Below are 14,721 nucleotides of genomic sequence, written 5' to 3' on the forward strand. Positions count from 1 at the left end.
GTGGTCGGCTTCGACCGGCCCACCTTCGTGCCCTTCATCAACCCCAACCGCACCACGCTGTTCTCCGCGCAGCTGTTCTACCAGCACATCTTCGACCACGAGTACGAGCGCGGCCAGTTCGGCCCGGTGGGCATGCCCGACTGGGAGAACAACGTGATCGCCACGCTGCTGATGAAGGCCTTCCTCGTCAACGACCGCGTCAGCCCGCAGCTGATCACGGCCTACGACGTGCAGGCCCGCGCGCTGGTCACGTCGCCGCAGGTCGACTGGATCGTCACCGACAAGTTCAAGATCAGCTTCGGCGGCAACTTCAAGCTGCGCAACGGCGACGAGCGCTGGAAGTTCGACGACTGCCGCTCGTGCAACCCGTTCGCGCCGTTCACCGCGCCGTTCGGCGATGCCGACCCCACCACCGCCTACTCGCGCGGCCTCGGTGGCCTCGAACCCCTCGGGCGCTTCCGCGCCGGCCCCATCGGCGCCGCATGGAAGGAGAACGAGATCTTCCTCACCGCCAGGTATCAGTTCTGAAGCCGCTCCGAAGAACCCCCCAGCGCTTCGTTCGCATCAGGAGACAACGATCATGGACCGTAAACACCTCAAGCCGTCGAGGCTCGTCCTCGCCGCGTTCGCCGCTGCCTGCCTCGGCCCTGCTCAGGCCGCCACGGAGGCCGACGTCGAGGCCTCGTTCAACCCCTACAAGAACGGCTTCCCGAGCTTCCCCGGGATGGCGCCCGGCCTGGTGATCAACAAGGCCAACGTCGAGCAGTTCAAGGACGCGATCGACGCGGGCCAGTACCTGGCCGTCAAGAACGGCTGGACCGAAATGACGGTCGGGCCGACCACGCAGTTCACGCTGACCAAGTACTACATCGACGCGACCAAGGCCAATCTCAACAAGGCCAAGCTCGGCGAGAAGACCGGCCAGATCACCGGCTTCGCGGCCGGTCGGCCGTTCCCGGAAGAGCCCCAGGAGGCCGACCCGCGCGCCGGCGAGAAGATCGCCTGGAACTACAAGTACGGCATCAACTGGGGCGACAACGCCGCGATCTACCCGTTCTACTGGAAGTACCGCAACATGACGAGCGGCCAGGTCGAGCGCACGCTGAAGTTCAACTTCCACTTCCTGAACTTCAAGCACCGTGTGCAGCACGCCCCGGTGCCCGAGGTGACGCCCAACCCCTCGGAGCTGTTCCGCGGCATCTACCTGACGGTGCTCGAACCGCAGGACCTGAAGAACACGCAGCTCCTGATCCAGCGCTACGAGAACGACCTGAAGTTCGACGACGCCTACCTCTACCTCGGCTTCCAGCGCCGCGTGCGCCGGCTCGCCACCGGGCAGACGACGGACGCCTTCCTCGGCGCGGACATCATGATCGAGGACTTCGAGGGCTACAACGGCCGCATCTCGGACATGAAGTGGACGTTCAAGGGCACGAAGAACATCTTGATGCCTTACTACAACCACAACGAACTCAAGCTCGCCGACGACCTGAAGGAGCCCGATGGCTACAAGTTCGTGGACTTCGGCGGCCAGGGCGGCTGCTTCCCGAACATCACCTGGCAGCTGCGCAAGGTCTATGTGCTGGAGGCGGTGCCGGTGAATCCAGCGCATCCGATCAGCAAGCGCACGCTGCACATCGACGCGCAGGTCTACAACATCAACCGCACGCTGATCTACGACCGCAAGGGCGAGCTGTGGAAGACCTTCACGATCGGCAAGTCGCACCCCGATNCACATCGACGCGCAGGTCTACAACATCAACCGCACGCTGATCTACGACCGCAAGGGCGAGCTGTGGAAGACCTTCACGATCGGCAAGTCGCACCCCGATCACCACCTGCCGGTCAACAAGGGCACCGGCATCGCGATCGACGACTCGTTCTCGGTGGTCGACGTGCAGGCCAAGCACTGCACCACCGGCCAGTTCAAGGGCCAGGTCGATCCCAAGCTCAACCCGCCCAGCCTGTTCCAGGTGCAGAACCTGCGCGGAGGAGACTGACATGACGGCACCCACCCTCAGCCGTGCGGCGATGGAGAAGGTGATCCGCACCTACTACGACGGCTGCAACGAGGCCGACGAGGCGAAGATGATCGCGTGCTTCGTGCCGGAGGCCGTGCACTACTTCCCGGCCGGCATGTACGGCGGTGCCTTCCGCGGCGCCGCGCAGATCGCCCACCGCTGGCGGACGGCCGTGGAGACGCTGGGCTCCTACTGGACCATCGACGCGCTGGTGATCGACGCCGAGACGGCCGAGGCGGCGATCGAGTGGACGCACTTCAAGACGAACCAGGACAAGGTGCTGCGCGGTGCCGAGTGCGTGGTGTTCGACCGCGCCTCGGGGCTGATCCGCGAGATCCGCGCCTTCTATGCGTCGCCGCAGGCCGAGGGCATCGCCCGGCTCGAGCTGGGGGACTTCGACTACGCCGGGCGCGGCTACCGGGTCACGTCGCCGCGCAAGCCGGCCTGAGCCGCCTCACGCCAGCCACTGGCTGGCCACCACCTGCACGCCCAGGCCGACGCTGAACAGCGCCACGACCACGCTGAGCGCGCGGTGGTAGCGGCCGAGGTGCGTGGCGGTCAGGCGCATCGGTAGCGCCACGGCCCAGGACAGCGCGGCCATGCCGGCCACCGAGCCCAGGCCGAACAGCACGACGTAGAGCAGGCCGATCCAGGGGTCGCGCACCTGCTGCAGCGTCAGCAGCACTAGCGCGGCCGAGCCGGCCAGCCCGTGCACCATGCCGACCAGCAGCGCGCGCAGCGGCAGCGGGCGGTGTTCGTGCCGGTGCTGGCGGCGGTCGTGCGGCGTGGTGTCGTCGCGGTGCGAGTGCGCGTGGAAGTGCTGGGTGGCCGTGGGGATGTCGAGCGAGGCGGCGGCCTCGGCCGGTGCATGCGTGTGGGCGTGGAAGTGCACGCGCTCGCGCCACAGCCGACGCAGCAGGTCCAGGCCCAGCAGCACCAGCATCACGCCGACGGCGCCTTCGAGGCCATGCACCCAGCGCTCCGACAGCACCACGCCGATCACCATCACCATGCCGCCGAACAGCAGCAGCGTGACGGTGTGGCCCAGTCCCCAGAACACGCCCTGGCGGACGGCGCGGCGGGTGTCCTTCTCGCGCGTGACCAGCGTGGCCACGGCGGCCAAGTGGTCGGCCTCCAGCGCATGCTGCATGCCGAACAGCAGGCCGAACAGGAGCACGGTGCCGGTGATCATGAGGTGGGCAATCCGAGGGCGCAGAGGCTGCTGGGCGAAGTGGCTGCATTCTCGGCGATCGGCGCAGCGGGCTGCAGGCGCGGTGGAACGACGAATCCCTTCAATCCACCGGCCCGGTCGCGATGCCCAACGCGGCACCGACGGCCTCGATGCGCTGCCGCTGGATGGCCGTGCCGACAGCCGGCCCGCGCTCGCCGCGCGCTGCCGCCGCGGCGGCGATCTGCGCCGTGTCGACGGCCCGGGCCGCAGCGAGCGCGGCCGCCAGCCGCGGCGACGGCGCATAGGGCGTGTCCTCGAAGCCGAGCCGGCCGCGCGCGTCGCATTCGCAGGCCAGCAGCACCTCGTCGAAACGCGCCGGCTTGCGAAAGGCGTCGCAGCGCTCGAGCAGGCGCACCAACGCGGCCGCGCCGAACTCGCCGCTGCGGTGCACGTTGCCGTGTTCGCGCGCCACCACGTCGGCGAGTTCGCGGCAGTCGGTCGGCACGCGCAGCCGCTCGTTCAGCGCCCGCAGCAGAGCCACGCTGCGCTGCTCGTGGCCGATGTGGCGCGGCAACAGCTCGGCCGGGGTGTTGCCCTTGCCGAGGTCGTGGCCGAGGCAGGCATAGCGCACCGTCAACGGCGCGTCGAGCCGGGCACTCATGTCCAGCACCATCATCAGGTGCACGCCGGTGTCGACCTCGGGGTGGTGCTCGGCGCGCTGCGGCACGCCCCACAGCCGTGCGACCTCGGGCAGCAGCCGCTGCAGCGCGCCGCATTCGCGCAGCAGCTCGAACATGCGCGAAGGGCAGCGCTCCATCAGGCCGCGGGCGAGTTCCTGCCACACGCGTTCGGGAACGAGGTGGTCGACCTCGCCGCTGTCGACCATGCCGCGCATCAGGGCCAGCGTCTCGGGCGCAACGGAGAAGCCGTCGAAGCGCGCCACGAAGCGCGCGACCCGCAGGATGCGCACCGGGTCCTCGGCAAAGGCCGGCGACACATGACGCAGCACGCGGGCCGCGAGGTCGTGCTGTCCGCCGTAGGGGTCGATCAGCGTGCCGTCGGCGGCGCGGGCGATGGCGTTGATGGTCAGGTCGCGTCGCGCCAGGTCCTGTTCCAGCGTCACGTCCGGCGCGGCGTGGAAGCTGAAGCCGTGGTAGCCCGGCCGGGTCTTGCGTTCGGAGCGTGCGAGTGCGTACTCCTCATGCGTCTGCGGGTGCAGGAAGACGGGGAAGTCACGCCCGACCGCCAGAAAGCCCGCATCGAGCATCGCTTGCGGCGTGCTGCCGACGACCACCCAGTCCCGGTCTCGAACGGCGATTCCCAGCAGTTCGTCGCGCACCGCACCACCGACAACGAAAACTTGAGCGTCTTGTGGCGCTGCCACGACGAAATGGACCCCTTGTTCGGGGGGTGGGCCTTGAGTCACGGGGTACCGCTCAAAGGACAGGGCGCATACAAATGGACACAGCGAGATGCAGCCTCTCCGACGCCAAAAGCGTCACCGCTGCAAAAGCATCTTAAACAGGGAAATGTCATGTTTATCAAACCGCTACTGGCCGCCGTGGTGCTCGCAAGCGCTCTCGCACCGAGTTTCGCCGACCAGAAAGCTCAACCGGCGACCGCGGTCCAGCCGACCGAAAGCGAAGTCGCGCTGAGCGCCACCGCACCGGCTTCGGAGCCGAGCAACCTCGCGTTGATGCTGGCCGCCGTGGGCGTGCTCGGTTTCGTCGCACACCGCCGCGGCCGTCACCGCTGAGCGCGCGTCAGGCAGCGCAACGACAACGGGCCTTCGGGCCCGTTTCTCATGGGGTGGCCGTCCGCGCCGTGCGGTACGGCTCCTCGAAGTCCAGGAACTCCTGTTCGGCCAGGGCCTCGGCCACCCAGGCCTGCATACCGGGCAGCGCGAACACCGCGTCGATGTAGGCCTCCACCTCCGGCGGCACCGGCAGGCCATAGGTCCTCAGCCGGCTGCACACCGGCGCGAAATAGGCGTCGGCGATGGTGAAGCGGCCGAACAGCAGCGGACCGCCGTGCTCGCCCAGCAACTCTGACCACAGTTCGACGATGCGCCGCAGATCGGCCCTCACGCCGGGCTGCTCTCGCAGCAGGCGGGCGCCCACATCGGGCAGTGCGGCCTCGACGTTCAGCGGGCAGTGGGTGCGCAGCGCACCGAAGCCGGCGTGCATTTCGGCGCAGACGCTGCGAGCGCGGGCGCGCGCCTTCGGATCGACCGGCCACAGGCCCGCCTGCGGAAACTTCTCGGCCAGGTACTCGGCGATCGCCAGTGTGTCCCAGACCACGAAGCCGTCGTCATCGATGAGCACCGGCACCTTGCCCGCCGGGGTGTGCCGGGCCAGCGCCTGCTGGAACTTCGAATCGGCCGCGAGGCTGTCGAAGCGGATCATCACTTCCTCGAAGGGAATGCCGGCCTGGCGCATCAGCACCCAGGGCCGCAGCGACCACGACGAATAGTTCTTGTTGCCGATCACGAGTTGCATGGGGCCTCCTGAGCGGTCGATGCTAGCGGGGCGCGACGCGCCCCGGATTGCATTCGGTGCATCGGATTGATGCGCGTTCCGGCGGCGCCCGGGCCGCACGAGCCGGTCAGTAGCGCCGTGCCAGCGCGCGCAGTCCGTCGAGCCGTGCCGGTCCGCGCCCGGGGCTCAGGTAGCTCGGCCCGATCGCCTCCAGCGCTGCCGGCGTGATGCCGAGCGCCTGCAGGCCGGGGAGGGTGCCGCTGGCGATGCTGGGCACACGCATCGACGCGAGGTTGTCGGCCGACATCAGCGGCACGCCGGGCGCCAGCCCCATCAGCGCGGCCTGGGCGCGGCCCAGCGCGTCGGACAGCGGCAGCACGGGCCGCTCGTGGCCCGACCAGCGGCCGGCGAGCCGCACCAGTTCGGCCAGCGTGTAGACGTGCGGGCCGACGCATTCCACGACCTCGGGCACCGGCGACGGCGACACCAGGCTGCGCACGATCGCCGCGGCCACGTCCTCGACCCACACCGGCTGGAACTTCGCGTCGGCGCCCGCCAGCGGCATCAGCGGGAACACCGCCTGCAACTGCACGAACAGGTTCAGGAAGCGGTCGCCGGACCCGAAGATGACCGACGGCCGCAGCACCGTCAGATCGAGCCCGGCGGCGCGCAGCGCGGCTTCGCCGGCGGCCTTGGAGCGCAGGTAGTTCGAGGGCGCGTCGGCCGCGGCGCCTAGCGCGCTCACGTGCACCATGCGCCGCACGCCGGCCACCCTGCAGGCCCGCGCCAGCCGCTGTGGCAGCGTGACGTGCACGCGCTCGAACTCGGCGGCGCTGCCATGCAGGATCGCCACCAGGTTGATCACCGCATCGCGGCCGAACAGCAGCCGTGTCAGCCGACCGTCGTCGCCGAGATCCGTCTCGACCAGTTCGACCGTCGGCAGCATTGCCAACCGCTTGGCGCGCTCGGCTCGACGGCTGGGCACCGTGAGGCGGGCACCCGCCGCACCGAAGTGCTCGACGAGCTTCTCGCACAAGGCGCTGCCGACGAAGCCGGTGCCGCCGAGGATCAGCAGGTTCTTCATGGAGGGGCTTTCAGGGCAGATCGCGCTCGACCGGAATGGGGGCGCCGGCGTGCGGGCCGATCGCTGCGCCCAGCCGTGCGCGCAGCGACTGCGGTTGGCCGCTCAGCAGCGCGGCATAGTCGGTGGCGTTGGACAGCACCTTCTTCACGTAGTCGCGTGTCTCGGTGAACGGGATGTTCTCGGCCCAGGCCGCCGCGTCGAGCGACGGCCCCTCGCGCCACTTGCGCGGCCGGTTCGGGCCGGCGTTGTAGCCGGCCGCCGCCATGGCCTGCGAGCCATCGAAACTGTCGAGCACCATCTTCAGGTAGCCGGTGCCGAGCCGCAGGTTGGTGCCGTGCTCGGTGATGCGATCCTGGGTGTAGTCGATGCCGAGCTTGCGGGCGGTCCACTTGGCGGTGGCGGGCATCAGCTGCATCAGCCCCGAGGCGCCGACCGACGAGCGCGCGCTGGTGACGAAGCGCGACTCCTGGCGGATCAGGCCGTACACATAGGCCGGGTCCAGACCCGCCTCGCGCGAGCGCGCGACCACGTCGCTGCGGTAGGGCGTGGGGAAGCGCTGCGCCATGTCGACCTGCTCGCGGGTGCGCTCGCTGGTGTTGATGCAGCGGTCCCACACTTGGCGTTCGCAGGCCAGCTGCGCGGCGGCCAGCAGCTCGCGCTCGCCCATGCCGAACAGCGAGAAGTTCCATTCGCGCACGCCTTCGCTGCGCAGGTCGAGTTCGATCAGCAGCAGCGCGCGCTTCAGGCCGGGGTGCTGCGCCGCGGCGTTGCGCTCCTCGGGGGTGAGCGGCGCCGGTGCGGCGGGCAGGACCAGCGGTTGCCCGAGGTCTTCCATGGCCAGCTTGCCGTAGAAGTGCAGCGGGTTCGCGATCGTCGCAAGCAGCTCGCGCCCCTGCGCGCCCAGCGCGCCGCCTTCCTGGCTGCTGCCGGCCAGCGCCTGCAGCGCGCGGGCCTTCCAGTAGATCCACGCGGGCTCGCGCTGCTCGCTGGCGCTCATCGCGGTGACGGCCTGCATCACCTGCTGCCAGCGGCCCGCGCCGTTGTTGGCGCGCAGTGCAGCGCGCAGCTTCCACGCCAGCGTGTCGTCGGGCAGCGCCACGTCGACGCTGCCGGTGCGCGTCAGCTCGGCGCGCTGGAAGTGGTCGGACGCGCTGTCGCTGAGCTTGAGCGCCGCCTGCTTGCCGATGCTGGCCCAGACCCACGCAGACAGTTCGGCCGGCAGCCGCGCGGCCCAGCGGTCGTTCATCGCGGTGGCCGCCACGTCGGGGTCGTTCGCGGCGCTGCGGATCAGCGCCAGCGCGGTCAGCTCGCTCGCGGTGCGGCCCTGGGTCGCGGCCTTGCGCGTCAGGTAGCGCTGCGGGTTGTCGCTCAGTTCACCGACCGCACTGGCCACGTCGTCGCCCAGCAGCGCGGCGGCCTGGCGCGCCATGCGCGGGCGGTTGGCCTCGACCGCCAGCCGCGTCTTGCGCCAGACGTCGTCGCGGTGGATCCGCTTGACCTCGAACAGCGTGCTGGCCAGCAACGCGCAGCCGTCGTCGGCGTCGCGCTGCGCCAGCCAGGCGCTGCGGGCCTCGTCCGTCACGTCCTGGCCGTCGAGGTGACGCGTCAGCAGCGCATAGCAGCGCACCTCGCGGTCGTCGTCGAGCTTGAAGCGCGGGTACTCCGCGCGGAAGTTGCTCCAGTCGCGGCGGCGGCCCAGCTCGAGCAGCCAGTCGTTGCGCAGGCGGTCCTCGACATAGGTGCCGGGCCAGCGCGCATAGAAGGCATCGAGCTCGTCCTGCTGCGCTTCGGCGAGGCGGTTGCCGAGGTCCCAGTAGTCGGGCCACATCGCGAGCGGGTGGTTCGCGGCCAGCGCGGCAGCGCGCGTGGCGGCCAGGCGGGGCTTGTCGCGCTTGCGCAGTGCCTCGCGGGCTTCGAGAACGGTGTCGTTGGCGGTCTGCGCGGCGATCGGCGCAGAGGGCAAGGCCAGGGCCCCGGTGATCGCGGCAAGGGCGACCGCGCGGAGCAAGGGGTGGCAGCGAAGGGGTGTCGGGGTCTGGGGGGTCATGCCACGGAGGGAGCCGTCTCGATCGGCTTCGGTTCCGCTCGAATTTAACGCAGTCCCCTGAGCGTGCGTGTGGCGCGCTCCTGAGGACAGGGTCAATCGACCCCCGTCTCGCCGATGGCCTGGCGCGTCGATGCACCCTGCGCCTGCACCCAGCTCGCGAAGCGCTGGACCTCGGCGCGGTCGCGCTTGCCGCCGGCGATGATCAGCCAGTAGGCGTAGGGGCTGCGGGTTCGGAAGGCCGGCCCGAAAGGCTCGACCAGCTCGCCGCGCGCCAGCGATTCGTCGACCAGGGCCAGCCGGGCCAGCGCGATGCCCTGGCCGGCCAGCGCGGCCTGCACCTGCTGGTAGGTGAAATTCAGGTAGATCCAGCGACGTGGCTCCAGTGCGGGCAGCGCCTGCACCGCCAGCCAGTGACGCCAGCTGACGAACTGGGTGCTCGCCTGCAGGCTGTCTTCTTCCAGCAGCGTGTGCAGCGCCAGGTCGGCCGGCGTGCGCAATGGCGGCGCGGCGCCGCTGGCGGCCTGCTCCAGCAGGCGCGGGCTCACCACCGGCGTCAGCGTCTCGCCGAACAGCCGCAGCGCGCCGGCCGGGGCGCGCTGCGCGCTGCAGTAGCGGATCACGATCTCCACCTCGGGGTCGTCCAGGTCGGCCAGCCGGTCGTTCGCGTCGATGCGGATGTCGAGGTCGGGGTGGTCGCGCTGGTAGGCCTCGATGCGCGGCAGCAGCCACAGCGAGGCGAACGACGGGAAGGTGTTGAGGTTCACGCCGCGCCGGCCGCGCGCGCTGCGGATCTGGCGAACGCCGGCATCGAGCCGCTCCAGCGCCGGCGTCACCGCGGCCAGCAACGCGACACCGTCGCCGGTGAGCGCGACGCTGCGCGTGCCGCGCGTGAACAGCGAGCTGCCCACCTCGTCCTCCAGCGACTGGATCTGGCGGCTGATGGCCGGTTGTGTGAGGTGCAGTTCCTCGGCCGCGGCGCGGAAGCTGAGGTGGCGCGCCACCGCCTCAAAGGCGCGGATCGGGCCGACGGCGAGCGGGCGCTGGCGCGAGGTATTCATGCGTTCAGATCATCAATGCGGGGCCGCGATCTCATTGGATCGACGATCGATTGTTCACGATGATATGACGCATGGACTCGCAAATACAGGGTCCTTGGGAGCGCAACATGAGCATGCATCAATCGCAAGAATCGACCAGCCGGGCGGACCCCGTCTGGCGGCTCGGCAGCGGCCAGACGCTGCGTCTGCAGGCCACCCGCAACGCCCGCTGGCTGCGGCTGCGCGAAGGCCGGCTCTGGGTGACCGCCGAGGGTCGCCTCGGCGCCCAGACGCCGGAAGACTGGTGGCTCGCGGCCGGGCAGAGCCTGCGGCTGCCGGCCGGTACCGAGGTGCTGGCCGAGGGCTGGTCGGCGGCCAGCTTCGAGGTGCTGGAAGAGCCGGCGGCGTGACGCGACCGGTGGCCGTGCCCGTCTACCGGGCCGGCTTGCGGCGGCGTGGCGCGGCGGCAGCGGGCTTACGGACCCGCGCCGCCTGCGCCCGCAGCGCGGCCTCCAGTGCCAGCCGCGCCCAGGGCCGAAGCGCGTCGGGCGATTCGCTCGCCTCGTCGGGCGGCGTCCAGTAGCTCATCGTCGCGGTCCGCACCACGCCATCGCGCGAGCTTTCGTAGACGAACGGCCGTCCGCCGGCGGCCTGCCATTGCGGCAGCGTCTGCGCATCGGTCTTCAGGTACAGCTGGTCGGCGGCGATCAGGCCGATCATCAGGCCGTCGAGGTAGAGCCCGTGACCGCCGAACATGCGCTTGGCGCGGGCCGGCCCCAGGGACGACAGCAGTTCGACGCAGTGCGCAGCGAATTCATCGCGGGGTGGGGCCATCGCCACAGTGTAGGCAGCGACCGTATGGCGAGGGCGCCCCTCGGGGCAAAATCACGCTGGCTTCCACTCCTCGCCATCCCGCCACGGACCCGCCCATGACCTTGCCCTACGACCCGATGAGCCGGCCGGACAAGGCGCAGCTGCGCCGCATGCTGCAGACCGAGCGGCAGAACCTGGCCGATCGCCTGGAGCGCGCCGAACAGCTGCAGGGCGTGCTGAGGGTGTGGCTGACACAGCGCGAGGACGTGACGGTCGGCGCCTACTGGGCCATCAAGGGCGAGTTCGATCCGCTGCCGGCATTGCATCGCTGGACCGAGGGCGCCGGGCACGGCACCGGCGACGGACCGCCGCGGCGCATCAGCCTGCCGGTGATGAACCGCCAGACCAAGCAGCTGCGCTTCCACCAGTGGTACCCCGGCTGTCCGATGGAAGAAGACGCCTACGACATCCCCAAGCCCAAGGGCACCGACCTCATGATGCCGACGCTGCTGCTGGTGCCCTGCGTCGGCTTCGGTCCGAAGGGCCTGCGGCTGGGCTACGGCGGCGGCTTCTACGACCGCACGCTGGCGGCGCTGGAGCCTCGGCCCTTCACCGTCGGCATCGGCTATCGGCACGGCTACATCGACTGGCTCGAGGGCGAGCCGCACGACATCCCGCTCGACGCGATGCTCACCGAAGACGGCGTCGCCTGGTCGCGCGAGGACTGATCGAGTCAGAAGCGCCAGCCGAGCCCGACGCCGAACAGCACCGGGTCGACCTTGAAGGTGCCTGCCTTCACGCCGGCGGCCGACACGTCGGTGCGGATCTGCACCTTCTTCACGTCCACGTTCAGCACCAGCCGGTCGCCGAGCGGCACGTCGAAACCGGCGCCCACGGACAGCCCCACGCTGCTCTTCTCGATGCTGAACGGCGCCGGCAGGTCCACCGACGAGAAGCGCGTGTAGTTGATGCCGGCGCCGAGATAGGGCTGGACCGTCGCGCCGGGAAGGAAGTGGTACTGCAGCGACAGCGTCGGCGGCAGGTGCTTGAGGCTGCCGATGCGCGTGCCGGCGGCGCTGACGTCCTGCTTCTGCGGATAGGTCAGCACCAGTTCGGCGGCCCAGTTCGGCGTGAAGAAGTAGCTGATGTCGAGTTCGGGGAAGGTCTTGCTGTCGATCGCCAGGCCGACGCCGGTGCTGTCCTTGTTGGCCGGATCGAGGTGCAGCGCGCGCACGCGCACCAGCCAGTCGCCGCCGGTCGGCGCGGCGGCCGCCGCGCCACCGAGGGCGGCCAGGGCGAGGGCGGCGAGGATCTTCTTCTTCATGATGAGCTTCACTCCGGAATGCACGGGGAGCTTCCCGCCCGTGCATTGCAGTGCGCGGCGGGATGCCGCGGCTTGCGTTGGCTCAAGCGCGCGGGCGCGCAGTGTCGAAGCCGCCGCGGCTTTCTGAGGCAGATCAACCCGGCGCGTCGCGGTGTGCACGCGGCGCTACAGTCGCCGCACCACCTTCCCGGGAGTCGCGATGGCCCGCTCGCCTGCCTACCTGAAGACCTACCGCGTCGGCCGCAAGCTGCGGCTCAAGGACATCGATCCCGGCGCGCGGCCGGCCGCCAGCAGCAGCCGCGAGGCCGACGATGCACGGCTCGCCGAGCTGGCGATCGAGATCGACCGCCTGCAGGACCTGCTCTACGCCAACGGCAGCGCTGGCCGGCCGCCCAAGCTGCTGCTGGTGCTGCAGGGCATGGACACCTCCGGCAAGGACGGCACCGCGCGCTCGGTGTTCCGCCAGTGCAGCCCGCTGGGGGTGCGGGTGGCAGCCTTCAAGGCGCCGACCGAGGTCGAGCGCGCGCACGATTTCCTGTGGCGCGTGCACGCCGTGGTGCCGCGCGCCGGCGAGGTGGTGGTGTTCAACCGCAGCCACTACGAGGACGTGCTGGTGCCCTTCGTCGAAGGCTGGATCGACGCTGCCGAGCGCCAGCGCCGGCTGGCCCACATCAATGCCTTCGAGCGCCTGTTGCACGACAGCGGCACGACGATCGTCAAGTGCTTCCTGCACATCTCGAAGGACGAGCAGCGCGAACGCCTGCAGGCCAGGCTCGACGACCCTGCCAAGCGCTGGAAATTCCAGGTCGGCGACCTCGAGACGCGCGCGAAGTGGAAGGCCTACCTGGCCGCCTACGAGACCGCGCTGGCGGCCACCTCGACCGCCTGCGCGCCCTGGCACGTGGTGCCGGCCGACAGCAAGAGCAACCGCAACCTGATGATCGCGACGCTGGTTGCGCAGGCCCTGGCCGGCATGAAGCTCAAGCCGCCGAAGCCCGACTTCGATCCGGCGGCCGTGCGCGTGGTCTGAGCCGCCGCGCGGCAGCGGCCGGGGCGCGCTCGGATCAGCCGTGCGTCGCCGCGAGTCGGCGGCAGACCTCCAGCGTCAGCGCCGACTGGTTGAGCGTGTAGAAGTGGATGGCCGGTGCGCCGCCGGCGATCAGCCGCTCGCACAGCCGCGACACCACCTCGATGCCGAAGGCGCGGATCGACGCGGCGTCGTCCATGTAGCCTTCCATCTTCAGCGCCACCCAGCGCGGGATCTCGATGCCGTCGCGCATCGCGAACTGCGCGATGCGCGCGTAGTTGTGGAAGGGCATGATGCCCGGCACGATCGGCACGTCGACGCCCAGCGCGCGCACCTCGTCGACGAAGTGGAAGTAGGCGTCGGGGTTGTAGAAGAACTGCGTGATCGCCGCGTCGGCGCCGGCCTTCACCTTGTTGGCGAAGTGCTGCAGGTCGCGCCGCGCGTAGCGCTGCTGCGGGTGGTACTCGGGGTAGGCGGCGACCTCGATGCGCAGCTCGTGGCCCTGGGTCTCGCGCACGAAGGCGATCAGCTCGTTCGCGTAGCGGAACTCGCCCGCGGTCGCGGTGCCGCTCGGCAGGTCGCCGCGCAGCGCGACCAGGCGGCGGATGTTCTGCGCCCGGTAGGTGGCCAGGATCTCGGCGATGCCGGCGCGCGTCGAGCCCACGCAGGACAGGTGAGGCGCGGCCTCGAAACCCAGCGCGGCGATATCGCGCACCGTCGACAGCGTGCGGTCGCGGGTCGAGCCGCCGGCACCGTAGGTCACGCTGAAGAACTCGGGTGCGGCGCTGCCCAGTTCGCGCACCACGTTCTTCAGCTTCTCGCCGCCGGCCTCGGTGTTGGGCGGGAAGAACTCGAAGCTCACCGGCACCGGCAGCTTCAGGGACGACGATGCATCACTCATGTGTCTGACTCCAGCGGCCGGCCCGCAGGCACGGCACAGATGAAAAATTCGCGGTTCCCATCGCCGCCGGCGACCACGCTGTCCAGCCAGGCCGTCACGTCCAGGCCCAGTTCGCCGCAGGTGGCCCGCAGCTTGCGCTGCACCTCGGCATAGGAGGCGGCGCTCTTCACCAGGCCGCCCTTGCCGATGTCCTTGGGCTGCAGCTCGAACTGCGGCTTGACCAGCGCGAGCAGGTGGCCGTCGGCCGCGAGCAGCGGCACCAGCGCCGGCAGCACGGTGGTCAGCGGGATGAAGCTCAGGTCGGCGACCACCAGGCCGAAGCCGCCGGCCGGCATGGCGGCGCCCAGCGCCTCGCGCGTCAGGCCGCGGGCGTTGATGCCCTCGAGGGCCGTCACCTGCGGGTGCGCGCGCAGCGAGGGATGCAGCTGGCCGCGGCCCACGTCCACGCCCACCACGTGGGCCACGCCATGCGCCAGCAGCACCTCGGTGAAGCCGCCGGTGCTCTGGCCGACGTCGAGCGCCGTCACGCCGGCCACCGCGAGTCCGCACTGCGCCAGCGCGCCGTCGAGCTTGAGCCCGGCGCGCGACACCCAGCGCAGCTCGGCGTCGTCGGTGATGCGCAGCTCGGTGGCCTCCGGCAGGTCCTCTCCGGACTTGCGCAGCCGCACCCAGTCGGCCGCCGCACGCCGTTCGACCGCGCCGCGATCGATCAGCCGCTGCGCGGCCGAGCGCGTCGGCGCAAGCCCGCGCTGGACAATCAACTGATCAACTCGTGGCATGAGATAGAACCGAGTAGACGCCGCGGACCGGCTCCGCCGA

At 70.3% G+C, this 14,721-nt stretch carries 17 protein-coding genes and 1 pseudogene; 8 read left to right on the plus strand and 10 right to left on the minus strand.

The window, feature by feature from the left end:
- From ASC67_RS20780 to ASC67_RS05805, 4 genes and pseudogenes are all read left to right on the plus strand, one after another.
- Positions 1 to 528, plus strand: a pseudogene (locus ASC67_RS20780) (DUF1302 family protein); the annotation flags it as partial.
- A 52-nt stretch (positions 529 to 580) separates the two neighbouring features.
- Positions 581 to 1,732 (plus strand): DUF1329 domain-containing protein (locus ASC67_RS05800; RefSeq protein WP_255353665.1); only part of this gene is annotated, 1,152 nt, incomplete at its 3' end.
- Between the two features lie 40 nt (positions 1,733 to 1,772).
- On the plus strand, positions 1,773 to 2,000 hold the full coding sequence (locus tag ASC67_RS20965) for a DUF1329 domain-containing protein (RefSeq protein WP_255353668.1): 228 nt from the start codon (positions 1,773 to 1,775) through the stop codon (positions 1,998 to 2,000).
- 1 nt (position 2,001) lies between these two features.
- Positions 2,002 to 2,469, plus strand: a complete 468-nt coding sequence (locus ASC67_RS05805) for a nuclear transport factor 2 family protein (RefSeq protein ID WP_056316363.1) — start codon at positions 2,002 to 2,004, stop codon at positions 2,467 to 2,469.
- A gap of 6 nt (positions 2,470 to 2,475) precedes the next feature.
- On the opposite strand, the gene ASC67_RS05810 is transcribed toward ASC67_RS05805, so the two are convergent.
- Positions 2,476 to 3,213, minus strand: a complete 738-nt coding sequence (locus ASC67_RS05810; protein WP_056316366.1) for an urease accessory protein — start codon at positions 3,211 to 3,213, stop codon at positions 2,476 to 2,478.
- Between the two features lie 100 nt (positions 3,214 to 3,313).
- Positions 3,314 to 4,576, minus strand: coding sequence for a multifunctional CCA addition/repair protein (locus ASC67_RS05815; RefSeq protein WP_056316370.1), 1,263 nt, complete (start codon positions 4,574 to 4,576; stop codon positions 3,314 to 3,316).
- Positions 4,577 to 4,582: 6 nt separating this feature from the next.
- Between ASC67_RS05815 and ASC67_RS20500 the strand changes: the two genes are divergently transcribed.
- Positions 4,583 to 4,948, plus strand: a complete 366-nt coding sequence (locus tag ASC67_RS20500) for a hypothetical protein (RefSeq protein ID WP_235566235.1) — start codon at positions 4,583 to 4,585, stop codon at positions 4,946 to 4,948.
- 46 nt (positions 4,949 to 4,994) lie between these two features.
- Here ASC67_RS20500 and ASC67_RS05825 read toward each other — a convergent pair whose 3' ends face one another.
- From ASC67_RS05825 to ASC67_RS05840, 4 genes are all read right to left on the minus strand, one after another.
- On the minus strand, positions 4,995 to 5,690 hold the full coding sequence (locus ASC67_RS05825; protein ID WP_056316377.1) for a glutathione S-transferase family protein: 696 nt from the start codon (positions 5,688 to 5,690) through the stop codon (positions 4,995 to 4,997).
- A gap of 106 nt (positions 5,691 to 5,796) precedes the next feature.
- On the minus strand, positions 5,797 to 6,753 hold the full coding sequence (locus ASC67_RS05830) for a complex I NDUFA9 subunit family protein (RefSeq protein ID WP_056316379.1): 957 nt from the start codon (positions 6,751 to 6,753) through the stop codon (positions 5,797 to 5,799).
- A gap of 10 nt (positions 6,754 to 6,763) precedes the next feature.
- On the minus strand, positions 6,764 to 8,800 hold the full coding sequence (locus ASC67_RS05835; RefSeq protein WP_156466680.1) for a lytic transglycosylase domain-containing protein: 2,037 nt from the start codon (positions 8,798 to 8,800) through the stop codon (positions 6,764 to 6,766).
- Positions 8,801 to 8,892: 92 nt separating this feature from the next.
- Complete coding sequence (locus tag ASC67_RS05840; RefSeq protein WP_056316385.1) at positions 8,893 to 9,858, minus strand: LysR family transcriptional regulator; 966 nt, start codon at positions 9,856 to 9,858, stop codon at positions 8,893 to 8,895.
- 107 nt (positions 9,859 to 9,965) lie between these two features.
- Between ASC67_RS05840 and ASC67_RS05845 the strand changes: the two genes are divergently transcribed.
- Positions 9,966 to 10,247, plus strand: coding sequence for a DUF2917 domain-containing protein (locus ASC67_RS05845; protein ID WP_056316389.1), 282 nt, complete (start codon positions 9,966 to 9,968; stop codon positions 10,245 to 10,247).
- 22 nt (positions 10,248 to 10,269) lie between these two features.
- Here ASC67_RS05845 and ASC67_RS05850 read toward each other — a convergent pair whose 3' ends face one another.
- Positions 10,270 to 10,671, minus strand: coding sequence for a TfoX/Sxy family protein (locus tag ASC67_RS05850; protein WP_056318142.1), 402 nt, complete (start codon positions 10,669 to 10,671; stop codon positions 10,270 to 10,272).
- A 95-nt stretch (positions 10,672 to 10,766) separates the two neighbouring features.
- Here ASC67_RS05850 and ASC67_RS05855 point away from each other — a divergent pair, with 95 nt between their 5' ends.
- Complete coding sequence (locus tag ASC67_RS05855; protein WP_056316396.1) at positions 10,767 to 11,378, plus strand: 5-formyltetrahydrofolate cyclo-ligase; 612 nt, start codon at positions 10,767 to 10,769, stop codon at positions 11,376 to 11,378.
- A 5-nt stretch (positions 11,379 to 11,383) separates the two neighbouring features.
- Here ASC67_RS05855 and ASC67_RS05860 read toward each other — a convergent pair whose 3' ends face one another.
- On the minus strand, positions 11,384 to 11,974 hold the full coding sequence (locus ASC67_RS05860) for an OmpW family protein (protein WP_056318143.1): 591 nt from the start codon (positions 11,972 to 11,974) through the stop codon (positions 11,384 to 11,386).
- Between the two features lie 199 nt (positions 11,975 to 12,173).
- Between ASC67_RS05860 and ASC67_RS05865 the strand changes: the two genes are divergently transcribed.
- Positions 12,174 to 13,004 carry a polyphosphate kinase 2 family protein gene (locus tag ASC67_RS05865; RefSeq protein ID WP_056316399.1) on the plus strand — a complete coding sequence of 277 codons (831 nt, stop codon included), beginning with the start codon at positions 12,174 to 12,176 and terminating at the stop codon, positions 13,002 to 13,004.
- 34 nt (positions 13,005 to 13,038) lie between these two features.
- Here the strand turns inward: ASC67_RS05865 and metF are convergent, their stop codons facing one another.
- The gene (gene metF / locus ASC67_RS05870) at positions 13,039 to 13,902 is read right to left on the minus strand and encodes a methylenetetrahydrofolate reductase [NAD(P)H] (RefSeq protein WP_056316402.1); all 864 of its coding nucleotides are present in this window, start codon (positions 13,900 to 13,902) and stop codon (positions 13,039 to 13,041) included.
- A complete protein-coding gene (locus ASC67_RS05875; RefSeq protein ID WP_056316405.1) occupies positions 13,899 to 14,681 on the minus strand; it encodes a TlyA family RNA methyltransferase in 783 nt (260 codons plus the stop codon). The genes metF and ASC67_RS05875 overlap by 4 nt, the downstream gene beginning before the upstream one ends.
- Between the last annotated feature and the right edge of the window lie 40 nt (positions 14,682 to 14,721).

The sequence above is a fragment of the Methylibium sp. Root1272 genome (genome assembly GCF_001425905.1).
Lineage (GTDB): Bacteria > Pseudomonadota > Gammaproteobacteria > Burkholderiales > Burkholderiaceae_C > Methylibium.

What these genes read in the sequence shown, in the direction of transcription:
- ASC67_RS05805 (WP_056316363.1), top strand. Translation starts at nt 2,002, where the DNA reads ATGACGGCACCCACCCTCAGCCGTGCGGCGATGGAGAAGGTGATCCGC.
- ASC67_RS05810 (WP_056316366.1), bottom strand. Translation starts at nt 3,213, where the DNA reads ATGATCACCGGCACCGTGCTCCTGTTCGGCCTGCTGTTCGGCATGCAG.
- ASC67_RS20500 (WP_235566235.1), top strand. Translation starts at nt 4,583, where the DNA reads ATGGACCCCTTGTTCGGGGGGTGGGCCTTGAGTCACGGGGTACCGCTC.
- ASC67_RS05825 (WP_056316377.1), bottom strand. Translation starts at nt 5,690, where the DNA reads ATGCAACTCGTGATCGGCAACAAGAACTATTCGTCGTGGTCGCTGCGG.
- ASC67_RS05830 (WP_056316379.1), bottom strand. Translation starts at nt 6,753, where the DNA reads ATGAAGAACCTGCTGATCCTCGGCGGCACCGGCTTCGTCGGCAGCGCC.
- ASC67_RS05835 (WP_156466680.1), bottom strand. Translation starts at nt 8,800, where the DNA reads ATGACCCCCCAGACCCCGACACCCCTTCGCTGCCACCCCTTGCTCCGC.
- ASC67_RS05840 (WP_056316385.1), bottom strand. Translation starts at nt 9,858, where the DNA reads ATGAATACCTCGCGCCAGCGCCCGCTCGCCGTCGGCCCGATCCGCGCC.
- ASC67_RS05845 (WP_056316389.1), top strand. Translation starts at nt 9,966, where the DNA reads ATGAGCATGCATCAATCGCAAGAATCGACCAGCCGGGCGGACCCCGTC.
- ASC67_RS05850 (WP_056318142.1), bottom strand. Translation starts at nt 10,671, where the DNA reads ATGGCCCCACCCCGCGATGAATTCGCTGCGCACTGCGTCGAACTGCTG.
- ASC67_RS05855 (WP_056316396.1), top strand. Translation starts at nt 10,767, where the DNA reads ATGACCTTGCCCTACGACCCGATGAGCCGGCCGGACAAGGCGCAGCTG.
- ASC67_RS05860 (WP_056318143.1), bottom strand. Translation starts at nt 11,974, where the DNA reads ATGAAGAAGAAGATCCTCGCCGCCCTCGCCCTGGCCGCCCTCGGTGGC.
- ASC67_RS05865 (WP_056316399.1), top strand. Translation starts at nt 12,174, where the DNA reads ATGGCCCGCTCGCCTGCCTACCTGAAGACCTACCGCGTCGGCCGCAAG.
- metF (WP_056316402.1), bottom strand. Translation starts at nt 13,902, where the DNA reads ATGAGTGATGCATCGTCGTCCCTGAAGCTGCCGGTGCCGGTGAGCTTC.
- ASC67_RS05875 (WP_056316405.1), bottom strand. Translation starts at nt 14,681, where the DNA reads ATGCCACGAGTTGATCAGTTGATTGTCCAGCGCGGGCTTGCGCCGACG.